This is a genomic window from Arthrobacter sp. Y3223164 (genome assembly GCF_059091005.1).
Genome location: NZ_JBNHGF010000012.1, coordinates 1 through 23195, shown reverse-complemented (window position 1 = coordinate 23195; position 23195 = coordinate 1). Strand labels below are relative to the sequence as shown.

The 23195-nt window shown below is 64.3% G+C and carries 26 protein-coding genes, 2 tRNA genes and 2 pseudogenes; 13 read left to right on the top strand and 17 right to left on the bottom strand.

Features of this window, described 5'->3' with window-relative positions:
- Positions 1–316 (bottom strand): radical SAM protein (locus AC5RUJ_RS01960; RefSeq protein ID WP_494155569.1); only part of this gene is annotated, 316 nt, incomplete at its 3' end.
- 59 nt (positions 317–375) lie between these two features.
- A complete protein-coding gene (locus AC5RUJ_RS01955) occupies positions 376–1155 on the bottom strand; it encodes a lipoate--protein ligase family protein (protein WP_493999844.1) in 780 nt (259 codons plus the stop codon).
- A 151-nt stretch (positions 1156–1306) separates the two neighbouring features.
- Here AC5RUJ_RS01955 and AC5RUJ_RS01950 point away from each other — a divergent pair, with 151 nt between their 5' ends.
- Positions 1307–1930, top strand: a complete 624-nt coding sequence (locus AC5RUJ_RS01950) for a uridine kinase family protein (protein ID WP_493999845.1) — start codon at positions 1307–1309, stop codon at positions 1928–1930.
- Positions 1931–1937: 7 nt separating this feature from the next.
- Here the strand turns inward: AC5RUJ_RS01950 and AC5RUJ_RS01945 are convergent, their stop codons facing one another.
- Complete coding sequence (locus tag AC5RUJ_RS01945; protein WP_494023004.1) at positions 1938–2543, bottom strand: DnaJ family domain-containing protein; 606 nt, start codon at positions 2541–2543, stop codon at positions 1938–1940.
- A 193-nt stretch (positions 2544–2736) separates the two neighbouring features.
- Here AC5RUJ_RS01945 and AC5RUJ_RS01940 point away from each other — a divergent pair, with 193 nt between their 5' ends.
- Both AC5RUJ_RS01940 and AC5RUJ_RS01935 read left to right on the top strand, forming a co-directional pair.
- Complete coding sequence (locus AC5RUJ_RS01940; protein WP_494128610.1) at positions 2737–3636, top strand: ribonuclease Z; 900 nt, start codon at positions 2737–2739, stop codon at positions 3634–3636.
- Between the two features lie 108 nt (positions 3637–3744).
- Complete coding sequence (locus AC5RUJ_RS01935) at positions 3745–3999, top strand: hypothetical protein (protein WP_494101527.1); 255 nt, start codon at positions 3745–3747, stop codon at positions 3997–3999.
- Between the two features lie 57 nt (positions 4000–4056).
- Here AC5RUJ_RS01935 and AC5RUJ_RS01930 read toward each other — a convergent pair whose 3' ends face one another.
- Positions 4057–4245, bottom strand: coding sequence for a hypothetical protein (locus tag AC5RUJ_RS01930; protein WP_494139191.1), 189 nt, complete (start codon positions 4243–4245; stop codon positions 4057–4059).
- A 249-nt stretch (positions 4246–4494) separates the two neighbouring features.
- On the opposite strand from AC5RUJ_RS01930, the gene AC5RUJ_RS01925 reads away from it, so the two are divergent.
- Both AC5RUJ_RS01925 and AC5RUJ_RS01920 read left to right on the top strand, forming a co-directional pair.
- Positions 4495–5568 (top strand): DNA polymerase IV, encoded by a 1074-nt coding sequence (locus AC5RUJ_RS01925; RefSeq protein ID WP_493999850.1) that lies wholly within the window; start codon positions 4495–4497, stop codon positions 5566–5568.
- 92 nt (positions 5569–5660) lie between these two features.
- A complete protein-coding gene (locus tag AC5RUJ_RS01920; RefSeq protein ID WP_493999851.1) occupies positions 5661–6029 on the top strand; it encodes a cupin domain-containing protein in 369 nt (122 codons plus the stop codon).
- A gap of 93 nt (positions 6030–6122) precedes the next feature.
- Here AC5RUJ_RS01920 and AC5RUJ_RS01915 read toward each other — a convergent pair whose 3' ends face one another.
- A complete protein-coding gene (locus AC5RUJ_RS01915) occupies positions 6123–6740 on the bottom strand; it encodes a hypothetical protein (RefSeq protein WP_493999852.1) in 618 nt (205 codons plus the stop codon).
- 432 nt (positions 6741–7172) lie between these two features.
- On the opposite strand from AC5RUJ_RS01915, the gene cmtR reads away from it, so the two are divergent.
- Genes cmtR through AC5RUJ_RS01900 form a run of 3 tightly spaced genes read left to right on the top strand, consistent with a single transcriptional unit; the run spans position 7173 to position 10476 of the window.
- On the top strand, positions 7173–7526 hold the full coding sequence (gene cmtR / locus AC5RUJ_RS01910) for a Cd(II)/Pb(II)-sensing metalloregulatory transcriptional regulator CmtR (RefSeq protein WP_493999853.1): 354 nt from the start codon (positions 7173–7175) through the stop codon (positions 7524–7526).
- Positions 7523–8191, top strand: a complete 669-nt coding sequence (locus AC5RUJ_RS01905) for a cation efflux transmembrane domain-containing protein (RefSeq protein ID WP_493999854.1) — start codon at positions 7523–7525, stop codon at positions 8189–8191. The genes cmtR and AC5RUJ_RS01905 overlap by 4 nt, the downstream gene beginning before the upstream one ends.
- Positions 8192–8220: 29 nt before the next feature.
- Complete coding sequence (locus tag AC5RUJ_RS01900) at positions 8221–10476, top strand: PEP/pyruvate-binding domain-containing protein (protein WP_494155568.1); 2256 nt, start codon at positions 8221–8223, stop codon at positions 10474–10476.
- A 28-nt stretch (positions 10477–10504) separates the two neighbouring features.
- On the opposite strand, the pseudogene AC5RUJ_RS01895 reads toward AC5RUJ_RS01900, so the two are convergent.
- Positions 10505–10689 (bottom strand): annotated as a pseudogene (locus AC5RUJ_RS01895) (ArsR/SmtB family transcription factor); the annotation flags it as partial.
- A 38-nt stretch (positions 10690–10727) separates the two neighbouring features.
- Entirely contained in the window at positions 10728–11468 is a 741-nt protein-coding gene (locus AC5RUJ_RS01890) for an aquaporin (protein ID WP_494014083.1), read from the bottom strand.
- A gap of 46 nt (positions 11469–11514) precedes the next feature.
- Here AC5RUJ_RS01890 and AC5RUJ_RS01885 point away from each other — a divergent pair, with 46 nt between their 5' ends.
- From AC5RUJ_RS01885 to AC5RUJ_RS01875, 3 genes are all read left to right on the top strand, one after another.
- Positions 11515–12189 carry an arsenate reductase/protein-tyrosine-phosphatase family protein gene (locus AC5RUJ_RS01885; protein ID WP_494014084.1) on the top strand — a complete coding sequence of 225 codons (675 nt, stop codon included), beginning with the start codon at positions 11515–11517 and terminating at the stop codon, positions 12187–12189.
- Between the two features lie 160 nt (positions 12190–12349).
- Positions 12350–12772: an arsenate reductase ArsC gene (locus AC5RUJ_RS01880; RefSeq protein ID WP_494014085.1), complete on the top strand. Its 423-nt coding sequence runs from the start codon at positions 12350–12352 to the stop codon at positions 12770–12772.
- 34 nt (positions 12773–12806) lie between these two features.
- Entirely contained in the window at positions 12807–13094 is a 288-nt protein-coding gene (locus AC5RUJ_RS01875; protein WP_494014086.1) for a hypothetical protein, read from the top strand.
- A 44-nt stretch (positions 13095–13138) separates the two neighbouring features.
- On the opposite strand, the gene AC5RUJ_RS01870 is transcribed toward AC5RUJ_RS01875, so the two are convergent.
- On the bottom strand, positions 13139–13759 hold the full coding sequence (locus tag AC5RUJ_RS01870) for a hypothetical protein (protein WP_494014087.1): 621 nt from the start codon (positions 13757–13759) through the stop codon (positions 13139–13141).
- Between the two features lie 456 nt (positions 13760–14215).
- Between AC5RUJ_RS01870 and AC5RUJ_RS01865 the strand changes: the two genes are divergently transcribed.
- Positions 14216–14848, top strand: a complete 633-nt coding sequence (locus AC5RUJ_RS01865; protein WP_494014088.1) for a hypothetical protein — start codon at positions 14216–14218, stop codon at positions 14846–14848.
- Positions 14849–14924: 76 nt separating this feature from the next.
- On the opposite strand, the gene AC5RUJ_RS01860 is transcribed toward AC5RUJ_RS01865, so the two are convergent.
- The 5 genes from AC5RUJ_RS01860 to nrdH all read right to left on the bottom strand — a co-directional run bounded on the left by AC5RUJ_RS01860 (position 14925) and on the right by nrdH (position 19758).
- Positions 14925–15512 (bottom strand): hypothetical protein, encoded by a 588-nt coding sequence (locus AC5RUJ_RS01860; RefSeq protein ID WP_494155567.1) that lies wholly within the window; start codon positions 15510–15512, stop codon positions 14925–14927.
- Between the two features lie 207 nt (positions 15513–15719).
- Positions 15720–16697 carry a class 1b ribonucleoside-diphosphate reductase subunit beta gene (gene nrdF, locus AC5RUJ_RS01855; protein ID WP_493999860.1) on the bottom strand — a complete coding sequence of 326 codons (978 nt, stop codon included), beginning with the start codon at positions 16695–16697 and terminating at the stop codon, positions 15720–15722.
- Between the two features lie 166 nt (positions 16698–16863).
- Positions 16864–18984 carry a class 1b ribonucleoside-diphosphate reductase subunit alpha gene (gene nrdE / locus AC5RUJ_RS01850; RefSeq protein WP_494001260.1) on the bottom strand — a complete coding sequence of 707 codons (2121 nt, stop codon included), beginning with the start codon at positions 18982–18984 and terminating at the stop codon, positions 16864–16866.
- Between the two features lie 17 nt (positions 18985–19001).
- A complete protein-coding gene (nrdI, locus tag AC5RUJ_RS01845) occupies positions 19002–19469 on the bottom strand; it encodes a class Ib ribonucleoside-diphosphate reductase assembly flavoprotein NrdI (RefSeq protein ID WP_494101540.1) in 468 nt (155 codons plus the stop codon).
- Between the two features lie 46 nt (positions 19470–19515).
- Entirely contained in the window at positions 19516–19758 is a 243-nt protein-coding gene (gene nrdH / locus AC5RUJ_RS01840; protein ID WP_127513743.1) for a glutaredoxin-like protein NrdH, read from the bottom strand.
- Between the two features lie 646 nt (positions 19759–20404).
- Here nrdH and AC5RUJ_RS01835 point away from each other — a divergent pair.
- On the top strand, positions 20405–21328 hold the full coding sequence (locus AC5RUJ_RS01835; protein ID WP_493999862.1) for a LysR family transcriptional regulator: 924 nt from the start codon (positions 20405–20407) through the stop codon (positions 21326–21328).
- A gap of 233 nt (positions 21329–21561) precedes the next feature.
- On the opposite strand, the gene AC5RUJ_RS01830 is transcribed toward AC5RUJ_RS01835, so the two are convergent.
- The 4 genes and pseudogenes from AC5RUJ_RS01830 to AC5RUJ_RS01815 all read right to left on the bottom strand — a co-directional run.
- Positions 21562–21634 (bottom strand) — tRNA-Ala (locus AC5RUJ_RS01830).
- A 71-nt stretch (positions 21635–21705) separates the two neighbouring features.
- A tRNA-Ala gene (locus AC5RUJ_RS01825) sits at positions 21706–21778 on the bottom strand.
- A gap of 142 nt (positions 21779–21920) precedes the next feature.
- Positions 21921–22307, bottom strand: a complete 387-nt coding sequence (gene rsfS, locus AC5RUJ_RS01820; protein ID WP_493999863.1) for a ribosome silencing factor — start codon at positions 22305–22307, stop codon at positions 21921–21923.
- A 40-nt stretch (positions 22308–22347) separates the two neighbouring features.
- A pseudogene (locus AC5RUJ_RS01815) lies at positions 22348–23195 on the bottom strand (hypothetical protein); the annotation flags it as partial.

The window sequence follows — 23195 nt, the reverse complement described above, 5'->3', positions numbered from 1 at the left end:
GGCCTTCGGGCGTGCGGAGCCCGGCCAGCCCGGTGACCAGGTCCTCGATTCCCCGCCGCAGCAGCGGTTCGCCGCCGGTCAGCCGCAGCTTTTCCACCCCTTCGGCGGCGGCGATCCGGGCCACCCGGACGATTTCGTCGAAGGTCAGCAGCTGGTCCTTGGGCAGGAACACGAAGTCGCGGCCGAATACTTCCCTGGGCATGCAGTAGACGCAGCGGAAGTTGCACCGGTCGGTGACGGAGATCCGCAGATCCCGCAGGGGCCGGCCCAGTGCGTCGTCGAGGGTATCCGGACCGTGCTGCGCTGGCCCGTCCATGGTGTGCCTCCGCTGCCGGGACTCGAAGTCCCCTCCAGACTAGGCGGGCCGGGCGTCGACTACAACGGGGCCGGTTCCGGGACCTGCACGCGGGCCAGCAGGTCGGCAAAAGACCCCTCCGCCACGTCGGCGTAGCCGGCGTACGCCGTGCGCAGCGCCCGCTCCACCGAGTCCACGCCGAGGCCGGGCAGCAGGTCCTCGGCCGCGCCGGCCGTTGCCGGATCCCAGTCCAGGCCGAGTGCGTCATAACTGGCCGTGAGCACCTCGCGCAGCGGCGCCGCATCCTCGACCACCACGACGGAGGAAAACAGCCAGGCACCGGCGACGACCCGCTGCGCGGTGCCCACCAGCTTGATCCGGCGCTGGGGCTCGACCGGGTACGCGCCGTGGATGCTGAACTCGCCCGGGCAATACTCCCCGGGGATTTCGCCCACGCCGGCCTCCAGCCCGGTGGCCCGCAAGCCGCCGGCGATGAGCTCCCCGAACCGGCCGAAACGCTTTTTCGCGCCGGCAATGGCATCGGCCAGCGGCTCCACATGGTCCAGCACCAGGCAGCCTTCGTGGTATGCGGCCGCGCGGCCGCCCGCCTTGCGCACCAGCGGTTCGAATCCACGTTCGCGGCAGCGGCGGGCCGCCTCCTGAAAGCCGGGCAGATGAGCGTCCCGCTGCCCGAACGCCACCGTGGGTGCCGGACGGTACAGGCGCACGGTAGCGCCGAGCCGTCCCTGCTTGGCCGCGGCCAGCAGTTCCAGTCCAAACTGCAGGTCCGCCTCCGCGCCGAACGACTCCGGCTGGCGGACCCAGTCGAGCCCGCCAGGGCCCTGCGCTGAGTGCTCCAAAATGTCGCCTGCTTCCTGAACTTGCTGATCCGCGCCGCCGGTCGCGGCGGATGCCCCTGCCATTTTACGGCCCGGGGCCATAAAGTGCCGTCCGTTCCGGGTCCGGGCATTCGAGACCTTGCCACCGTGCCGGACACGGAATAATAGCCATGTGACTTCTCCCCAAACACCGCTCGTGCTGCTCGGCGGCGTCTCCGGCTCCGGTAAGTCCTACCTGGCAGCGCGGTTCGGCCGTCCGCATGTGGAGCTCGACGCGTTTTACCGGGAGATCAGCGAGCACACCGGCGCGTCCCCCATGCCGCTCACCCCGTACGGGGAAATCGACTGGGACCATGCCGACACCTGGAACAGCGGCGCCGCGGCCGGCGCCATAATGGACCTGCTGGAGACTGGCAGCACCCGGATCCCCAACTACTCCATCGCCACCTCCAGCTACAGCGGGCACCGCACCGTGGAACTCGCGGAGGGGCCGGTGATTGCCGAGGGGATCTTCGCCGACGCCGTGCTCGGTCGGCTGCGCGGCCTCGGGGCGGAGGTTGACCCCATCTTCATAAGGGTCTCCCCCATCACGACGGCGGTGCGCCGCCTGGTGCGCGACCTGCGGGAGCACCGCAAGCCACTGCCGTTCCTGCTCAAGCGGGGCTGGGCAATCTTCCGTTCCGAGCGCGCCGTGCGCGACCGTTACGTGGCGGCGGGATTTCGCCCTGTCGCCAAGCGGCAGGTGAAGAGGGAGCTGGCCGCCCTGCGCCGGACACCGGCCGCCCAGCGGAAGTAGCGCCCGGCTATTCGGTCAGGTCCCACATCCGGCGCCACCATGGCCGCTTGGGCTCGGGCTCCGGTTCCTCGCGTGCCGCCGCGGCCGCCCTGGCCGCCCGGCGTTCCCGCCAGCGTTCCAGTTCATACTCCACGTCCCGGGTCTTGGTGATCACCGGCGGGCCGCCCTGTAACTGCCGCCGCGCGTTGACCACCCGGGCGTTGAAGTCCTCCAGGATTTCGCGCACCCGCCGGTCAGAGATCTGCTGGTCCAGGCGTCCGTCCAGCTCGGCGTCCTCGGTCCGCAGCAGCAGGGCTTCGGGGCCCAGCCCCGTAAGGTTCTCGCGCTCGATCAGCCCCTTAAGCCACCAGTCGGGGTCATACCCGTTGCCCAGGTTGGGTATCGGTTTTCCGGCGTATTTCAGGTCATCGAAATCCCCGCGGGCCATGGCATCCCGGATCAGGTAGTCCGCGCGCCGGGAGGTGTCCAGCTCCCGGATTTTCCGGTGCTTCTCCTCTTCGGCCTCCGCCCGCTCCTCTTCCTCCGCGTCGGCCGGCCCGCGTTCGCGTGACGCCCGCAGCTCCGCGGCGCGTTCCAGCCGCCGGCCGTTGTCACCCGCTGCCCTGCTGTTCACTCGTCAGACACCGCCTCCGGTACGACTTGGCCCGATGCTCGGCCACCGGGCTTTTCCTGACATTTTCCCAGCCCCGTTGCGAGCCAGCAATGCGTCGCCGTCGTTCATGCGCCGATCGCAGGTTCCCCGTCCGGCCGCGCCGGCGCGCTTCAGCGGTGGCCGCCGGCGCATCCGCGATGGCAGACTCGGCCGCATGCGCGAATTTGTCGTCCTGGGCACCGCCTCGCAGGTTCCTACCCGGAGCCGCAACCACAACGGCTACCTGCTGCGCTGGGACGGCGAGGGAGTGCTGTTCGACCCGGGTGAGGGAACGCAGCGGCAAATGATCCTCGCCGGGGTTTCGGCCAGCCGGATCACGCGCATCTGTCTGACGCATGTGCACGGCGACCACTGCTACGGATTGCCCGGCGTGCTCTCGCGCATGGTCCTGGACGGCGTTGAGCATCCGGTTCATCTGCACTATCCGGCCTCCGGTGCTGATGTGGTCCGGGCCCTGGTCTCACTCGCCTCCCCGGGACTTGACCTGCGCCTGCACCCGCACGGCGGCGCCGGGGCCATCGCGGACGGCCTCGAGGTGCGACCCCTGGACCACCGGATCGAGGCCTACGGCTACCGGCTGGTCGAACCCGACGGCCGCACCCTGCTGCCCGACCGGCTGGCTGCCGCCGGGATTTCCGGCCCCGACGTGGGCCGCCTGCAGCGGGAAGAAACCTGGAAGGGGGTGCGGCTGGAGGATGTCAGCGTGGCCCGCCCGGGACAGCGCTTCGCCTTCGTAATGGACACCGCGGTCTGCGCCGGGGCGGAGGAACTGGCCGACGGCGCCGACCTGCTCGTGGCCGAGTCCACCTTCCGCGACGACGACGGTGCTCTTGCCGTCCGGCACCGCCACCTCACCGCCGGTCAGGCCGGCGGACTCGCCGCCGGCGGCGGTGTGGGCACGCTGGTGCTGACCCATTTCTCCTCGCGCTATCCCGACCTGGCCCCGCTCGAGGAACAGGCCAGGGCGCGGGCAGGAGGGGCCGAGGTGGTTGCGGCCCGAGACCTGGACCTGATCCCGTTTCCCCAGCGCCGGCGGACCGGCATCGGGCGATGAAGCACGCCCTGGCCGGTTTTCCGGCAGCCCTGCCTGTTTCCCTCCCGGCTCGTCCGGGTTACGGTGGCAATCTCAGCGCAAGGTGAATCACGATCGAAGGAGGCTGCAATGAGCGAGCAGAACCGCCCGGAGGACGAACAGACCCTGCCGGATCCGGAGCTGAACATCCAAGGTGAAGACCCGCTCATCCCGGATGAGGGCGTCGACGCGGTGCCGCCGGAACTGGTGGATGCCGGGATCGATACGGACTCCGCGCGTCCCGTGGACGAGACCCTGTCCGATCCGCTCGAGGGCGGGATGGCGGACGACCGGCTGGGAGCCCCGCTGGAAGATTTCGACCCGGATGAATCGCCGAGCCAGTAGGCGCAATGAAGCCCCGCAGAGTTACTGCGGGGCTTCATCTATCCCGTACGGTTTCGGCTACGTGGTTCGGTCGCTGGCTGGCTCTTCCACTGTTGACTTGTCCAGGAAGGCAATCACTTCGGAGTCATCAGTCTTCGTCCAGGTTTCGCGCCCGGTGTCCTTGTCTTCGCGGCGGGTTTCCGGCGTGTCCACGGCTTCCTTGCGGAAGCCCCAGCGGGAATCCCTATTCGAGGCGTAGCACATCACGAACCTCCTTTTTATCGGTCCCTTAATCGTCCTCCGGTCAGCGGCGGATGCCAAGGGCCGTTTTCGCGCGGATTCATGCACGCTGAGGGTCCGCCCTCCGTCATCGCAATTCGACGATGACGTCGAGGACTTTGGGCGGGCTGAAGATTGCTGGGGCGCCGTAACCGATGACAAGGGAGAAGGCCAAGGAGACGGCCATACCGGTGGCAGGCCGATGCTTGCCAAGGGCGTTTAGGGCAGACTGGTGGCGTGAGCGGAATCCCGTGGGTGCTGCACGTCGATCTCGACCAGTTCATCGCTGCGGTCGAAGTGCTCCGACGGCCGGAGCTTGCGGGCAAACCGATCATTGTCGGCGGCCGGGGCGACCCCACGGAACGGGCTGTGGTGTCGACCGCATCCTACGAAGCCCGGGCGTTCGGCGTCGGTTCCGGAATGCCCTTGCGCACGGCGGCACGGAAAGTGCCCGACGCCGTCATCCTCCCCGTCGATCACGAGGCGTACCTCGCAGCGTCAGAAGCGGTGATGAATACGCTGCGAGCGCAGCCAGGCGCCACCGTGCAGGTGCTGGGCTGGGATGAAGCCTTTGTCGGCGTCGAGACAGAGAATCCGGAAGCCTACGCCCGGCAGGTGCAGGCCGCCGTACTGGAGCGAACGCAGCTGCATTGCAGCGTGGGCATCGGCGACACTCTGGTCCGCGCCAAGGTCGCCACCGGTTTCGGCAAGCCGGCCGGCGTCTTTCGTCTCACCGCCGGGAACTGGCTTGACGTCATGGGCGGCCGGCCCACCAAGGACCTGTGGGGCGTCGGCACCAAGGTGTCGGGCCGGCTGGCCAAGCTCGGCATTAACACCGTTGCCGAGCTCGCCGCGTCCGACCCCCAAGAGCTGGTGCCGGAGTTCGGCCCTAAGATGGGGCCCTGGTACGCGGAACTCGGACGCGGGGACGGCGCCAGCGTCGTGGACGACACCCCGTGGGTTGCCCGGGGGCACAGCCGGGAGACCACCTTCCAGCGGGACCTGACTGAGCCCGCCGAGGTCGACGGCGCCGTCAGGGAGCTGACAGCGCGGGTCCTTGAGGACGTTGTGGCCGAGGGACGGCCCGTTGTCGGGCTGACGCTGAAGGTCCGGTACGCACCCTTCTTCACCAAGACCCACGCTAGGAAGATTCCCGAGACATTCGACCGGAACGAAATCCTCGCGCGGGCCCTGGACCTCGCAGCCGGAATCGAAGGGGGTCGTCCCATCCGGCTCTTGGGCCTGCGTGCCGAAATGGCGATGCCCGATGACGCCCGACAGGGACATACGCCGACGCGCGGCGGTTGGTGACGGCCCCTGGCCATGCCGACACGCGTTGACCCTGTTCCCGGCGTGCTGCCACACTTGTGTGTGCAGGGCAGGTTGGTTCAAAGGAGACCCTCATGTCACCCATGATCCGCAAGAGTCTGGACGAGCCCGAAGAAACCCGGCCTTTCGAGGACGGTAAGGGGAAGCTGGATCTGATCAATCTCGAGTCAGGCCCCGTCGGGCGAGCGGTTTTCGAACCCGGTTGGCAGTGGTCCAAGCACGTGAAACCCATCGCTAAGACGGACAGCTGTCAGGTGGCCCATACCGGCTATGTGTTGTCCGGACGACTCAAGATCGTTATGGACGACGGCGAGGAAAACGAGTTCGCTGTCGGCGACCTTATGTCGGTTCCGCCCGGTCACGATGCCTGGGTCGTAGGCGATGAGCAGTGCGTGGTCCTTGATTGGCACGGATACAGTGACTACGCCAAGCGACAGGACTAAGAGCGCCGCCTCGCGTCCCCGCAGCTGGCACGACTGACGCCCTCTAAGGCGCCATCCTCGGTTCCTCCTCCCCGGCCCGGGGAGGAGAACGTATTACTTCCCGGCCGCCTCGTCGAGCATTTCGCACAGATCGTGCACGTGCCGCGTGGTGTTCAGCAGGATATCCACCGATGTTGGCTCTTCTTCGGGGTCCTCGGACAGGTGGGCCTGAATACTCAGCCACCCCCGGTCATAATAGAAAAACTCCGGGAAGCCTTCTTCGGCCAGAGCCGCGGCGTCAACGTCGCTTAAGGGGTAAATAATCGAGGGACCCCTGAGTGAATCCGTGACGGTCAGCCGATCGGCCGAGAAATGTTGAACCATACGACCGGAGACGTCGAGTTCATCGATGAAGGCATCGTCCGAGGCGCGCGTCAGGTCCACGGTGGACCCGCCCCGGAACTTCACCACCGTTGACCCGTTCTCTTTTACCCAGGCCTTGTAGTGGACATCCCGGACGTCTCCAGCTTCCAGGGTGACGGTCGTGCCGCACACCTCAATCTCTATTGGAGCGTAGTAATCGTCGGGGACGGGCAGGTAGTGCCCCCCAGTGTCCTCGGGCGGCCAAGGGGCGGGGGTTTCCTCCTGGGGCGTTGCAATGGCCGGCGCGGTCCCCGCGGCGAGGGCAAGAGCAATGAAAATGGGCAGGCGCAGTGTCTTCTTGGTGATCATGATGGGGCTCCTGGGCGGGCAGGAGGCTTCTCGCTCATCCTGCAGGGAGATGCGTTGGATGCCGTAGTGGCGACAGGTCCGTTGAGTGAACCACGGTCCCTGCGTTCCTCCCCCAGCCAGGCGCACAGTGCGGTCAACCTACGCCTGCGGTTCTGCGACTGTCAACGAGTTCTGACGCAGTCCCACTACCCTCTCTCATTAAGGGTGTATAAAACCGTGCAAAAAGAAATGCACCGTTTCTCCCAGTTGCGAATGGGATATCAGGAGGCAGGCGATAACGTCACATCCAAAGGTGAGCATTAGGGGCGGAAGCGATGTCGATGCCCGAATTAAGGTTATTTCCCGCACCAGATTCTTCGAGTTATTGCCCATCCGAGCAGAGGCACCCCTTTTGGTTGTGCGATAGTTCAGCAACAACTGTATAGTCAGTCCATGCTGACTATAACTTCGAGGCTGGATGTCATGAATCGCCTAGGGCGGGCCATGGCCGATTCAAGCCGAGCATCCATCCTCATGACCCTGCTCAAGGGGCCAAGCTACCCTGCCGTCCTCGCGCGCAGCCTGAACTTGACGCGTTCGAATGTTTCCAATCACCTGACGTGCCTTCGTGATTGCGGCATCGTCATTGCCGAACCTGAAGGTCGGCAAACCCGGTACGAGATCGCCGACCCCCACCTGGCGAACGCTCTACGGGCCCTCGTTGAAGTGACACTGATGGTGGACGAAAACAAACCCTGCGCCGACCCTGCATGCCCGCTGCCCGGGTGCTGCGAGGGGTCCCGATGACAGCACCAACTGCGCTCTCTGCCGAGCGGCGTTTAGTACTGCACCGCCGTGTGCGACTCATTGTCGCTTCCACCATCACGTACAACCTGATCGAAGCCATTGTCGCGATCTGGGCCGGCTCCATGGCTTCGTCTGCCGCGCTCATCGGCTTCGGCCTCGATTCCATCATCGAGGTTCTCTCCGCGGCAGCGGTCGCCTGGCAGTTCACACGCAAAGATCCCGAACGTTGGGAGAAAGTGACTGTCCGCGCAATCGGGATTGCCTTTTTCGCCTTAGCGGCCTACGTCACCATAGACGCAGTACTGGCTCTCTCGGGCATTGAAAAGGTCGAGCACAGCCCCCTCGGCATCGGTATCGCTTCACTGAGTCTCATCGTGATGCCCGTGCTCGCGTGGTTCGAGTTCCGGACCGGGCGTGAGTTGAACTCGAAGAGCGTTCAGGCAGATGCCAAACAACTATTGCTCTGCATCTACTTGTCCGGGACTGTGCTGATTGGTCTACTTCTGAACACCTTGTTCGGGTGGACCTGGGCAGATTCGATCGCGGCTCTCGTGGTTGCAGCCCTTGCCGTCCGCGAAGGCATCGAGGCATGGAGGGGAGATGTCGAGTCGCCATTCGAGGTCTTCGAAGAACTCCGCGACGACGAAGAAGCAGACCGAGAATAACCAGGATGAGGGGCTCATGGAGAAGGCCGATGATGGGGATCAACGAAACGTTTCCGCGGCTTGGTGCAGTCAGCGCGGGGCCGGCAGTGCTGGGCACCAAAGCGGCCGTGCTCGATGCCCTCTCGGCGGAGGGATTCAATGTTCCGCCGGGCTTCGTGGTTACCTCAGAGGCCTCCGACCGGAACGACATCGCCAACGCCTTGCAGGACGCCGCCGACCTGATTGGTCCGGGGCCCTTTGCGGTCAGGTCCTCCGCGCCTGCCGAGGACCTGCCCGGCGCCTCGTATGCGGGCCTTTACGAGACGTACCTTAACGTCGCGCGGGATGATCTCGAGGGTGCAATCAGGCGCTGCCTGGCGTCCGCTGCGCACTATCGGGTGGCGGCATATGAGTCAGCACGCGGAGCGTCAGGTCAGCCACAACCGGCGGCCGCTTCCATGGCGGTGCTCGTTCAACAGATGGTCCAGCCGCTGGCCGCCGGCGTCGCATTCACCTCCAATCCCCTCACCGGGGAGAGAGACGAAACCATCATCACTGCCGTCCAAGGACTCGGGGAATCCCTCGTGGCCGGCGACGCCGTCGGGGAACAATGGACTGTCCGGGCTCAGGACGCCGTCTGTACGCGGAACGCCGGCACCCTCACTCGAGTTCAGGCACGGGAAGTAGCGGAGCTGGCCCGCAATGTCGCGGCCCGTGCCGGAGTCCCGCAGGACATTGAATGGGCCATCGACCCGGCGGGCGTGCTGTTCCTTCTGCAGGCCCGCCCGATGACGGCCATGCCGGAGGTTGTCGATTGGGTGGCGCCAGGCAAAGGCCTGTGGTCACGAAACTTCCGCCTCGGTGAATGGCTGCCGGAACCGATGACGCCGCTGTTCCAGGACTGGCTCCTGCCCCGGATTGAGTCCGGATACCTTGACGGCATGCAGGCCGACGCCCGCGTGCGGGTGCCTTTCCGATATGCCTCCGTCAACGGGTGGTACTACAACTCCCCGCCGGTGCCGTCGCTAAGGCTTCTAGCACAAGCAATTTTCGACAGCCACGGCCGGGCACCCTGGTTCCTGTTCAACACTCTCATCCGCGTCTCCACCAATCCTGCCGCAGCGCATCACGCAGTTCTCCATGGCCTGGAACTGCGATGGCGCAACCAGCTGCTGCCCGATTACCGCGAGCTCGTGCGGAAGGCTGAACAGGAGGTCGATTCAGCATCCCAAGCCGGGATTGTCGAACTCGTGGATGCCGTGTGTCACCGGGCCGGAATCTATCTTTGGTCGCTTGCCGTCGTCGGCGGATCTGCTTGGAAGATGGAAACCGCACTCGCCCGGTTCTGGCAGAAGCATCTGGCCGCGCCTCTCCACGGGACGGCGGCAGGAGAAACCGGACATCAGGCGCTCCTTCGCGGTCTGGCGGGGACCGCATCAGCACAGGTTTCCCACGCGGTCTACTCCCTGGACTGGTACCACCCCACCGCCGGAGAAGCAATGCCCCAGCACCGGAGCGTTGAACAACTGCCGGCTACCGGGAAGACCAAAGCTCTTCGCGTTCAGCGTGCCCAGACCGAAGCAACAGCACGCAAGGCACTCCAGGATCAACCAAAAGTACTCGCACGATTCAATGCCCTCGTTGAAGTGGCCCAACACTACGCGGTTCTGCGGGAAGAACAGTCTCGCGACCTAAGCCTGGGATGGCCGGTGCTGCGCCGCTGCGCCCGCCGCCTCGGCGAACTGTCGGCCGCCAGCGGCATCATCGAAGACGCATCGTACCTGCATTTCCTGAGGTTGGATGAGGTCACCCGACCGTCTGCGGGTGCGCGGCCGCCCGTGGCCAGCCGACGCGGCGCTTGGCAACGGCAGCGGAAACTCGTTGCACCGCTGACCTTGGGCAATCCCGGCAAGTTCATCGGCGATCCGATCGCCCGCGCAGTGGAAGCAGCAAGAAGTTCTCCTCACCTGCCGGAAGGGGCCATCGTAGGCCAACCGGCGAGCATTGGCCGGATCACAGCTATCGTCCGTGTCATGCATGGGCCGGAGGACTTCGACACCTTCCTCGACGGCGAGGTACTGGTCGCTAAGTCGACGGCGCCCGCGTGGACACCCCTCTTCGCCCGTGCGGCAGCGGTCGTCACGGACGGCGGCACCCTGGCTGCTCACGCCTCTCTGGTCGCCCGGGAATTCGGCATACCGGCTGTCGTCGGAACGGGAGACGCGACCCTCCTGCTTCGGACAGGACAACGCGTCACCGTCGACGGCGGTGCCGGCATCGTCCTGCCGATTCAGACGGACCCCTGACCCAGCCGTGGGCACGCTACTGTGGCGCTCAGAGGTCGGTCAGGAAGCCCGCGGCTTTGTCCAGGGCTCCGGGTGCCAGCGAGTAGTAGGCCCAGGTGCCCCGCTTTTCGCGGTTTAGCAGGCCGGCATCCACCAGGATTTTCAGGTGGTGGGAGACGGTGGGCTGGCCGAGGTCCAAGGGTTCGGTGAGATCAAAACGCACGATTCGCCGGAGGCCGATTCCGGCGGGCGCGCAACTCATGCTCTGAGGGTCAGGATCCGTCCTTCTGGGAAGGGTGCGGGACAACAACGTCGTCGGCCATGCGCGACGCCGCAGGGAAGAGGAGCACAAGGAGGCCGATACCCAATGCCGCACCGATGATCTGCGCCAGCACGAATCCGGGGACGGAGCTCGGAGCGATGCCGGCAAACGTGTCGCTGAAGATTCGGCCGACCGTTACCGCAGGGTTGGCGAAAGACGTCGAGGACGTGAACCAGTACGCCGCGCCAATGTACGCACCCACAGCGGGAGCCGCAAGGATACCCCTTCGAGTGGCAGCCAGGGAGAAGATCAGCAGAATGAGCCCGGCCGTCGCAACCACCTCGCCCAGCAACGTTCCCTCAGTGGCTCGATCCTTGGTCGAGACGGTCGTACCCACCTCAAACATGGCGTTGGCGAGTACGCTGCCGCCGATCCCGCCGACCATCTGCGCCACCAGATACGTACTCAATTCCGCAAGGGTCAAGCCGGTGCGGCTGCGCCGGCCCAGAAGCCAGTCCGCGAGCGAAACCATGGGATTGAAGTGAGCGCCGCTGACCGGCCCGAACATGAGGATCAGCACCGTGAGACCCAGCACCGTGGCGGTACTGTTCTGCAGCAGCTGCAGTCCCACATCGTTCGGGGACAGTTGCTGCGCGGCAATGCCCGAGCCGACGACGATGCAAACAAGCAGGGCCGTCCCGAGCAGCTCGGCGATTGCGCGGCGCCACAAGGGCGGCTGCTGTGAAGTCATGAGATCCAGCTTGACCGAATAAATTAACTCAGTCAAAATTGAATCAATGACTATTGAGCTAAACGGGGACTTTCAGGCGCGAGTTGCAAAACATGCCGCCCTCGCAGACCCTGCCCGCCTGCGGATTGTCGATCTGCTGACGCTCGGAGACTACTCACCGACGGAGCTTCAGGCGGAGCTCGGCATCCCCTCCAACCTGCTGTCCCACCACCTGCGCACCTTGGAAGCTGCCGGCCTCGCGACCCGCCGCCGCTCGGAGGCGGATAAGCGGCGCAGCTACATCAGACTCACCTCCGGGGCGCTGGAGTGGCTGTCGCCCCGGCGTGAACACGGCGTGCGCCGCGTCCTCTTCGTCTGCACGCGCAACAGTGCACGGTCTCAGCTCGCGACCGCCCTGTGGCGGCGCGTCAGTGAAATCCCTGCGACGTCGGCGGGCACGCGCCCGGCAGACCGCGTCGCCCAAGGGGCCGTCGACGTCGCGCATCGCCACGGCGTCGCCCTCGGGAACGCGACGCCGCGTCAGCTGGCTGAGGTTGCAACGAGTGCCGATTTCATCGTCACTGTGTGCGACAACGCGCACGAGGAACTCCCGAACCTGGAGGGAATTCACTGGTCTGTTCCGGACCCGCTCCGAGTGAACACCAGGGACGCTTTCGAACACGCCTTCCTCGACATCTCCACCCGCATCAGCGATCTCGCGCCACGCTTGCGCGCCGCCTGACCTCATGGGCAGGACGAGCGCCAGCACATTTATTGACAGAGTGGTCGGTTTGGTTGGGTGTCCGCCCCGCTCCATCGCTGCACCGAGGCAGCATTGATGGTTGTCGATGTACGGAGTATCCGGCCCCATATTGATTCCATTCGAACCACAGGAGAAACCCGTGAGCACCAATACCACCAAAAAGCCATCCGTCCTCTTCGTCTGCGTCCACAACGCAGGGCGTTCGCAGATGGCGGCGGCGTTCCTGACCAGCTTGTCCGAGGGCGCTATCGAAGTCCGCTCCGCCGGCTCCCAGCCCGCTGACAAGGTCAACCCGGCCGCAGTGGAGGCCATGGCTGAACTCGGCATCGACATGTCCGCCGAGATCCCGAAGGTCCTCACCACCGAGGCAGTGAAGGAGTCGGACGTCGTGATCACCATGGGCTGCGGCGACGAGTGCCCCTATTTCCCCTGCAAGCGCTACGAGGACTGGGTCTTGGAGGACCCGGCCGGGCAGGGTGTGGACGCTGTCCGCCCCATCCGCGACGAGATCAAGACCCGCATCGAGGGATTGATCGAATCCCTGATCCCGGCCACCAATTAGACCAACCCGACTTAGAGCATCAGGGGAGACTTTCGTGAGCACCGACATCCGCATCGAACAGCTGATCATCATCGGCTCCGGCCCCGCCGGCTACACCGCCGCGATCTCGGCCGTGCACTCGGCCGGGACCAAACCCGGCAGCGCGATCAACGCGTTTTCGGCCGATTCTCTGGCTGGGCGTGGCGTCGACAAGAGAGCTGAGAAGCCCAAACCCGTCAGTTCGAAGAGGCCGGTTTTGGCTTGCAGTCCCTGCAAGGGAATGGCGGTCGGGCTGGGTGCCCTTGCCTCCGTCGGCGCCAAGGCAGCGTCCTGCGCAACCTGAGCTCGTCTCATCTCCTTTGTAGCCTTAGGAGGCGGGTGGTGGCGTCACTCCCAGGCCGCCTCGTCGAGCATTTCGCACACATCGTGCACATGCCGGGTGGTGTTCAGCACAATATCCGAAGCGATCGGCTCCATCATCTCGGGGTCCTCAGAGAATTGGCTGTAGAAACCTAACCACCCCCGTGTGTAGTAGGCAAACTCCGGCAAACCTTCCTCGGCCATCGATTCGGCTTCTTCAGGGCTCGCTGCTGCCACAATCGAGCGCCCTCCCAGGAGATCAACAACGGTCAGCTCATCGGCTGAGATGTATTGATAAGCCAATCCGGAAATGTCGAGTTCGTCGATGAAGGCGCCATCCGAGGCACGGGTTAGGTCCACGGTGGCATCTCCTTTGAACTTCAGCACCGTGGACCCGTTCTGCTTCACCCGGGACTTGTAGTGAACATCCCGGACGTCTCCGGCTTCCATGGTGACGGTGGTGCCGCACGCCTCGAACTCTATAGGAGCGTAGTAGTCGTCGGGGACTGGCAAGTACTGCCCCCCGGTGTCCTCGGGCGGCCAAGGCGTGGGGGCTTCCTCCTGGGGCGTTGCAACGGCCGGCGCGGTCCCCGCAACGAGCGCGAGGGCAATGAAAATGGGCAGGCGCAGTGTTTTCTTGATGATCATGATGAGACTCCTGGCGTGGCAGGAGGGCTGCTCGCTCGTCCTGCACGGATATCCGTTGGATGCCGTAATGGCGACAGGTCCGTTGAGAGAACCACGGTCCCTGCGTTCCTTCCCCCAGCCAGGCGCACAGTGCGCCCAACGTACGTCTGCGGTTTTCCGAGTGTCAATGGGTTCCGGGGCAGTTTCACCACCCTCTTGAATAGAGGGTGAATTAGAACCGCTCAAGATCAAATGCATCCTTTTCTCCCACGTGCGAATGGGAAATCAGGAGGCAGGCGAGAACGTCACACCCAAAGGTGTACATTAGGGGCGGAAGCAATGTCGATGCTCATGTTAAGGTTTTCCCGCACCTAACTCTTCCACCGGTTGCCAAGGCGCCAATCGTTGACAGATCGAACGCGACTCACCTCTGCCCTCGTCTTTATCAAAATGATCAAGTGAACCAAAAGAGCCAGAGTGAACCAGCTTTCAACTAGCAAGGGCAACGTCTGGCATGAAGGGGTCGCAGCGCCTAAGTTGGGATTATCCGGTTCAATACTTACGTGCCGCGTCTGCGGTCGAGAGCAGGTGGTTGTGAGCGGGCGCGAGGAGTTCGAAGCATTGCTGGAATTGTTGTCAGCGGTGCGCAATTCGGTCCTGCGGTACCCCATGTCGGGCGTTGTGGACAGGACCGACCACGAAGGAAACATTGTTAGCACGAAAGTCCGCATCAGCGATGGCGAGCACAGCTGGAGCGTCGAAGGCGATGGCGGCAGCATCACGTTCAATCCCTCCGACGGCCGCGTCATCAGGACCGGCAACAGAGTCGAAACGATCGGATTCCAACGACCGGACTGGCTTCCTGATGAAATCCAGCTCTTTTATCCCCTCAGCATGCGCATCTGGGGCGGGCACCAAGACAACCAGCGCATCACGGGCGTGGAACGGCAAGAAGGTGGCATTCGTCTCTCGATGGTTTACATCGACGATGCAGAGTACACGGCGGAAGCAATGTTCAATCCGCAGCATAGTGTGATTACCGACTTCCGCACTGCGACCGACCGGCTCTCGCTCCGTGACCTGCAAACCGACATACGAGTCGAAGGCTGACCAAAACCGAGATGGGACGCCGCGTGTCCGGAGTTGCATGATGGGTCACGGGCGGACTTAAGCCCAACGGAGCGGGTTAGTCAGGCCGCACGACAGTGACCCCGTCCCCGGCAGGGCGTGCCGTGTCGACCGATGCCCCTGCCGAGATCTGCCGCTTGATCTGCTCGAGCTCATCTTTGAGCAGGTCAACGGTGACGCGATACTGGTCGAACTGCGCCGTCCGGCGCCTGGCCACGGAGTAACTGATGCCGGCCGCGAGGATGCCCAGCGGGAACGCCACCATCAGGGCCCAGCCGGACGCGGCAAGGAACTCCAGCGCTACGGGAAGCGCATGCCTGAAGGCCAGGAACTCGTTCACGCCACCGACGACTCCATCAAGAGCGGTGTCCAGCGGGCCCAGAAACTCCCCCACGACAGGCGTCCCGGAAAACGACGGAGCGCTCAGCGGCGGTTCTCCCCCTGTGGACCAGCGTGAATCACGGAAATGGTTCAGGACGTAGATCCCGGCACCCGCATTAAGGGCCGCGAAGAGGAGGACGGAACCAAGAACAGTCCAATGAAGCCTGCGGGGACGCCACGCGCCGGCCACTAGCGCAAAGACGGCGGCCGCACACCAGGAAAAGACGCGGAGTTCGTCGCGGCTCATCCCGCCCAAGAGATCCAAGATATTCTCCGCCCCTCACAGTTGGAATCGATGGTTGTTCCGGTTACAAGCGCGCCTGTCCCAGTCACTTCCGGCCGTTCCCGAAGGCAGCTAAAGGAACGGCCTACCTGAGCGTTGCTCAGATAGGCCGTTCATATTACCCGGAGGCGACCATCTTGCTGGGACGGCCGCGATCCCCCAATGGAAGAAAGAGGGAGGGAGGAGGACCTAGAAGTCCCAGTCTTCGTCTTCGGTGTTGACGGCCTTGCCGATCACGTAGGAGGAGCCGGAGCCGGAGAAGAAGTCGTGGTTCTCGTCCGCGTTGGGGCTCAGGGCGGAGAGGATGGCCGGGTTCACGTCGGTCACGGTGGACGGGAACATGGCCTCGTAGCCCAGATTCATCAGCGCCTTGTTGGCGTTGTAGTTCAGGAACTTCTTGACGTCCTCGGACAGGCCCACGGCGTCGTAGAGGTCGTGGGTGTACTGCACCTCGTTCTCGTACAGCTCGTAGAGCAGCTCGAAGGTGTAGTCCTTCAGCTCCTGCTTGCGCGCCTCGGACTCCCCCTCGACGCCCTTCTGGAACTTGTAGCCGATGTAGTAACCGTGCACCGCCTCGTCGCGGATGATCAGCCGGATCAGGTCCGCGGTGTTGGTCAGCTTGGCCCGTGAGGACCAGTACATCGGCAGGTAGAAGCCTGAGTAGAACAGGAAGGACTCCAGCAGCGTGGAGGCGACCTTGCGCTTGAGCGGGTCATCGCCGTAGTAGTAGCCCTCGATGATCCGGGCCTTCTTCTGCAGGTTCTCGTTCTCGGTGGACCACCGGAACGCCTCGTCGATCTCCTTGGTGGAGCACAAGGTGGAGAAGATCGACGAATAGCTCTTGGCATGCACCGATTCCATGAACGCGATGTTCGTGTAGACGGCTTCCTCATGCGGAGTCAGCGCATCCGGGATCAGGCTGACCGCGCCGACGGTCCCCTGGAGCGTGTCCAGCAGGGTCAGGCCAGTGAAGACGCGCATGGTGAGCAGCTTTTCGTCTTCGGTCAACGTGCCCCAGGACTGCACATCATTGGACAGCGGGACCTTTTCGGGCAGCCAGAAGTTGTTGCAGAGCCGGTTCCAGACCTCAACGTCCTTCTCGTCCTCGATCCGGTTCCAGTTGATCGCTTCCACGTGGTGCAGAAGCTTGACCTTCTCGGCTGACATCGCGTCCCCTTCTTCCCAAAGTCTGTCTTGTTCCATAGTGCCCGAATGCCGGCCGCGGTGCGGCCGGCTGGGCCAGCGGGTGGTGGCCGGATGTCTGGCTTCCCGTCGGCGCCCGTACGACGGCGGGCGGGCACCCGCCGTCGTACTTTTCAGTTGTCCGGGTCTGCTACAGCATGCAGCTGACGCAGCCCTCTACCTCGGTCCCCTCCAGCGCGAGCTGGCGGAGCCGGATGTAGTAGATGGTCTTGATGCCCTTGCGCCAGGCGTAGATCTGCGCCTTGTTGATGTCGCGGGTGGTGGCGGTGTCCTTGAAGAACAGCGTCAACGACAGGCCCTGGTCCACGTGCTGGGTGGCCGCGGCGTAGGTGTCGATGATCTTCTCGTAGCCGATTTCGTAGGCGTCCTGGTAGTACTCCAGGTTGTCGTTGGTCAGATACGGGGCCGGGTAGTACACGCGGCCCAGCTTGCCTTCCTTGCGGATCTCGATCTTGGAGGCCACCGGGTGGATCGAGGACGTGGAGTTGTTGATGTAGGAGATCGAACCGGTGGGCGGAACGGCCTGCAGGTTCTGGTTGTAGATCCCGTGCTCCATGACGGAGGCCTTCAGCTCCCGCCAGTCGGCCTGGGTGGGGATCTCCACATGGGCGAAGAGCTCCTTGACCCGGTCGGTCTGCGGTACCCATTCCTGCTCGGTGTACTTGTCGAAGAACTCGCCCGAGGCGTACTTGGACTTCTCGAAGCCGCCGAAGGTCTGGCGGTGTTCGATCGCGAGCTTGTTCGAGGCACGCAGCGCGTGGAACAGCACCGTGTAGAAGTAGATGTTGGTGAAGTCCAGGCCTTCCTCGGAACCGTAATGGACCCGCTCGCGGGCCAGGTAGCCGTGCAGGTTCATCTGGCCCAGGCCGATGGCGTGCGACTGCAGGTTGCCTTCGGCGATCGAGGGCACCGAGTTGATGTAGGACATGTCCGACACCGCGGTGAGCGCGCGGATGGCGGTCTCGATGGAGGTGCCGAAGTCGGGCGAGTCCATGGTCTTGGCGATGTTCATCGAGCCGAGGTTGCAGGAAATGTCCTTGCCGATTTCGGCGTAGGTGAGGTCCTCGTTGTACAGCGACGGCGAGGAAACCTGCAGGATCTCCGAGCAGAGGTTGGACATGATGATCTTGCCGTGGATCGGGTTGGCGCGGTTCACCGTGTCCTCGAACATGATGTACGGGTAGCCCGATTCGAACTGGATCTCGGCCAGCGTCTGGAAGAACTCGCGGGCGCTGATCTTGGTCTTCTTGATCCGGCTGTCGTCGACCATCTCGTAGTACTTTTCCGAGACGGAGATGTCCGAGAACGGCACCCCGTAGACGCGTTCGACGTCGTACGGGGAGAACAGGTACATGTCCTCGTTCTTCTTCGCCAGCTCGAACGTGATGTCCGGGACGACAACGCCCAGCGAGAGCGTCTTGATCCGGATCTTTTCGTCGGCGTTCTCGCGCTTCGTGTCCAGGAAGCGGTAGATGTCCGGGTGGTGGGCATGCAGGTACACCGCGCCCGCACCCTGGCGGGCACCGAGCTGGTTGGCGTAGGAGAAGCTGTCTTCGAGCAGCTTCATGACCGGGATGACGCCGGAGGACTGGTTCTCGATCTGCTTGATCGGCGCGCCGTGCTCGCGGATGTTGGTCAGCGACAGTGCGACGCCGCCGCCGCGCTTGGACAGCTGCAGGGCGGAGTTGATGCCGCGGGCGATCGACTCCATGTTGTCTTCGATGCGCAGCAGGAAGCAGGAGACCAGCTCGCCGCGCTGCTTCTTGCCCGCGTTCAGGAACGTGGGCGTGGCCGGCTGGAAGCGGCCGTCGATGATCTCGTCCACCAGCCGGTTCGCCAGTTCCTCGTCGCCCCTGGCCAGGTGGAGGGCCACCATGCAGACACGGTCTTCGTAGCGCTCCAGGAAACGCTTGCCGTCGAAGGTCTTGAGCGTGTAGGACGTGTAGAACTTGAACGCGCCCAGGAACGTCTCGAAGCGGAACTTTTTCTTGTAGGCCCGGTCGTAGAGCGACCGGACAAAGTTCATCGTGTACTGGTCGAGCGTCTCGCGCTCGTAGTAGTCGTTCTTGATCAGGTAGTCGAGTTTTTCTTCCAGGTCATGGAAGAACACGGTGTTGTTGTTAACGTGCTGCAGGAAATACTGGCGGGCAGCTTCGCGGTCGGCCTCGAACTGGATCTTCCCGTCCGGGCCGTAAAGGTTGAGCATGGCATTGAGTTCGTGGTAGCCCAGTCCCTTAAATGCCGCCGGCAATTCTGCCTTGGCATCGGCTACGGCTGCGGGTGCAACTGTCGTTTCCAAAAGTGTTCCAATCCTTGCTTGACCCGGTCGACGTCCTCGGACGTGCCCATGAGTTCGAATCGATAGAGAAGCGGCACCTGGCACTTTGCGGCGATCTTCTCCGCCGCCAGGCAGTACGTTGTGCCGAAGTTCGTGTTGCCGGAGCCGATCACTCCACGGAGCAGGCGCCGGTTCTCCTCGCGGTTGAGGAATTTGATGACCTGTGGCGGAATCGAATTCCGGCCGGATTCGCCGCCGTACGTCGGCAGTACCAGGACGAACGGCCGGAGCGCGTGCAGCGTCTCCTGCTGGGTGCGCAGCGGGATCCGTGCCGCCGGCAGCCCCAGCTTCTGCATGAAGCGGTCGGTGTAGCCGGAGGCGGAGGAGAAATAGATCAGGTCCGTCTCGGCGATCCCGCCGGTTGCCGGACCCGCCTCACGCCTGGCGGCCTCACTCATCAGCAGCTCGGTCATGGCGTTTGGTTCTGGTTTCGAACGAATCCGCTCAGGCTACCGAGGCAGCGGCCTGGGCCAGTTCCTCGATCTTGTCCGGGCGGAACCCGGACCAGTGGTCCTGCTCGGTGACGACGACGGGCGCCTGCATGTAACCAAGGGAACGGACACGCTCCAGCGCTTCCGGATCCTGGGACAGGTCAACGCTCTGGTAGGCGATGCCCTTCTTGTCCAGAGCCCGGTACGTGGCATTGCACTGCACGCATGCTGGCTTGGTGTAAACCGTTACAGTCATGGTCCTTCTCCCCTAATTCTCGGTACGGCGTTCTGCTGTTTTCTGGCTGTGCGGCTGTCCCTGAGAAGAACCCGCGCTCGCTGCCCGCCAGCGGTTCCAATACTACATCTAGTGGACTCGGCCGTTCGGAACCCCAAGATGATGTATTACAAGTATGTCATTCCGTGCCCACCTTCGTCCACAGCCCATGGGGTATTTTCGGGGGTTAAACAGTTGATATTCCGGCCTTTCCAAGGCGCCATCCACAGCCTGTGGATGGGCTGCCCACAACTTCGAAAAGTCTCGTGTCGCCGTTTCGTCGGCGTGTCGCCTCTAGTGCCGGCACCACTAGATGTTGTGGTCCCCGGCGTCCGTCGTTTTTTCTGCTGCCGCTCCCGTACTCGGAACCTTAGCGGCCGCCTCGGACAATCGGCCGGACGATACGGCCGGACCATTCGGGCGGCTCCATGCTCCGTGGTCGGGCGGCTTTCACCCCCCTGACTGCCAGTGCAGCACGTCCGGGCTTCGAACCACTCCTCCTCGCGTGAATGCGGCACCCTTAACACAACGCTGTGGCGGCCCGCGGCATTCCTCCAAGTGCGGCCCGCGGCTCTGGCAAAGCCCAAGGTAGGCTTAGCGCAAGGGTGAATGAGCCACAGGAGGGCTGATGGTCAACACGGTGCACCTGCGCACCTTGCTCGAAGTGACCCGGCGCGGGTCGTTTGCCGCGGCCGCGGCCAACCTGGGCTATACGGCCTCGGCCGTTTCGCAGCAGATGTCCGCGCTGGAGCGCGAGACGGGCGCCAAGCTGTTCGAGCGCTCGGCGCGCAGCGTGCAGCCGACCGAAACGGCGATGGTGATGTCCCGGCACGCGGCCAAGGTCCTCACGGACATCGATGCGCTGCTGGCTGCCACCGCCCGCAGCCAGGACACCAGCACGCAGGAGGTCAGGCTCGGGATCTTTCCCAGCCTGGCCACCTACGTACTCCCCCGGTTGCTGCAGGCCCCCGGATGGCCGGGCCTGGGGATCAACCTCAAGGTATCCGTCGCCGAGCCGGGCCAGACGATCCAAGGGTTGCGGGCCGGCGGCGGACTCGACGTCGCCCTGGTGTTCCAGGTCGGCCAGGGCGGGCTGGCCTGGCCCAACACGGTGAGCCGGCAATGGATCGGCGACGACAATTTCAGGGTGGTACTGCCCGAATCATGGGGGATTCGGCCCGGGGCTTCGGTGACGGCCTCCCAGTTGGCGGAGATGCCCTGGATCATGCACCATCCCGGCACGGCGGACGCCACCGTGATCGAGCGCCTCTTCGCGAGCTGCAACCTCCACCCGCGGGTGGTCGCCTACTGCGACGACTTCAACGCCAGCCTCGCCATGGCCGCCGCGGGTCTGGGCGCCGCGCTGGTTCCGGAGCTCGCGATGCACAACGGGCCCGACGGCATCGTGGTGCTGGACGTCCCGGAAATCCGGCTGGCACGGAATATCTTTGCGCTGCTGATCAACGACCGGCAGAACGCCCAGCTCGGCCTGTTCATGGATCAACTGTCGGTGATCCTGCGCGACATGAGCATCACGACCAGGCGCACCTGAGGGCTTCGCCAGGGCAGGCGCCGCCGGTCCCCGCCACAGGTTGTTTCTTTCCCAACCTGAGCAACGGCGCGTTCGCCCACAGCTGAATCTGTGCGCAGATCCGCAGCGAAAAGGCAGGGGCACAGCGCTTTCGCCTTGAAGTACCGGGGGGGGGTTGAAGGAGTTGTGGCGCTTGGCGGATACGAAAAGGTCCGGTGCAAACAGTTTGTTTGCACCGGACCTTCGCTGCTGGGTGGAGCTGAGGGGACTCGAACCCCTGACCCCCTGCATGCCATGCAGGTGCGCTACCAGCTGCGCCACAGCCCCTGGAATGGAATGATTCGCCAAAACGGCAATATATTCCGCTGCGTGAATATCACCGATGGTGCTTCACGGAGTGGAGCTGAGGGGACTCGAACCCCTGACCCCCTGCATGCCATGCAGGTGCGCTACCAGCTGCGCCACAGCCCCGTTATCCTCGCGGATTCCGCGCCGCTTCCTTCGAAGCAACTTGAATATTCTATGCAGAGACTCGCACGGATTCCAAATCAGCGGATGGTTCCGGGCGGCCGGCGGAGGATCGGTTCCGGCCAGCAGTACCCATCCGCCCCGGCTACTCCGTGTCCGTCGATGCGGCCTTCGCGTCCAGCTGCAAGTCGATGAACGGGCAATCCTTCCACAGACGCTCCAGGGCATAGAAGACGCGGTCTTCCTGATGCTGGACGTGGATGACCACGCCTGCGTAGTCGAGCAGCACCCAGCGCCCCTCGGACCGGCCTTCGCGGCGGACCGGTCGCAGGTCCTGCTTGTGCAGCTCCTCTTCGATGCCGTCGACGATGGCGTTGACCTGCCGCTCGGTGGGTGCCGAGGCGATGAGGAACACGTCGGTGATAGCCAGCCGCTCGCTAACGTCGATCGCGACGATGTCTTCGGCGATTTTGTCGCTGGCTGCCTTCGCGGCAGTGCGCGCGATGGCGATTGAGCTCTCGGGTGCGGTCATGTGTCTCCTTGGAATGTGAACCAGCGATTGAGCGGCGGCGTTAGCCGCCAAAAATACCGAGCATCATGGCGATGCCCGCCGCGAACGCAGCGGCGCCGAGCACCAGCGCACCACCGACTGCGAGCCTCACCCGGCGGACCCGGTCGAGCCCTGCCGTCCGGGCGTCGAGGGGGTCCAGCCCGTAGGCGCTGCTGGCCTTGAGCGGATGGATGGTGGCACCGCGCCCTTCGGCCAGCGCTTCGGCCTGGGCCAGGATCTTCGATCGCGGCGGTGCCGACGCGGCCGTGTCCACCGGCGTCGGAACCGGTTTCCGGTCCTGCCCCGCCGGTTTCCCTGATCCTGCCGGCACAGCCTGCGTCGCCGCAGGCGGTTGCGGCTTGACCGTTTCGGGTGCCGGCTTCCGGCGGGCGGGAACCTGCTGCCGGCCGGGCGTGGCCTGCGCCGGAGCAGACGGTGCTTGGTCCGGAGCCGGCGTCGTCACCACCGGAACGTAGGATGTCGACGACGGCCGGAGCACGTGCCGGTCGGTCCCCGGGACGGCCACGAATTCCATCGGTGCGGAGGCAATGTCAGCCGCCGGCCGCTCCATGGCCGTGTGCCGGCGCTGTTCGTTTTCGTCGCTGAGCCGCTTCTTGTCCGCGGCCCTGCGGTTCAGGACGGCGGCACGCTCGGCGAGGGCCTTTTGCTGGGCCAGCAGTTCCAGGTCCACGTCGTGCGGGTCCTGCTCCTGCCGGGATTCCATCATGGCCACCATGTTCTTGGCCTGGCCCATCAGCAGATCGCGGGCGGCCAGCGCCTGCTCAACGGTCATCTCGCCGGCGTCGACGGCCTCGCGCGCGGCCTCCGAGAGGGGCTTGTCCGGCGCGGCGGCCGGAGACTGGACCGGAG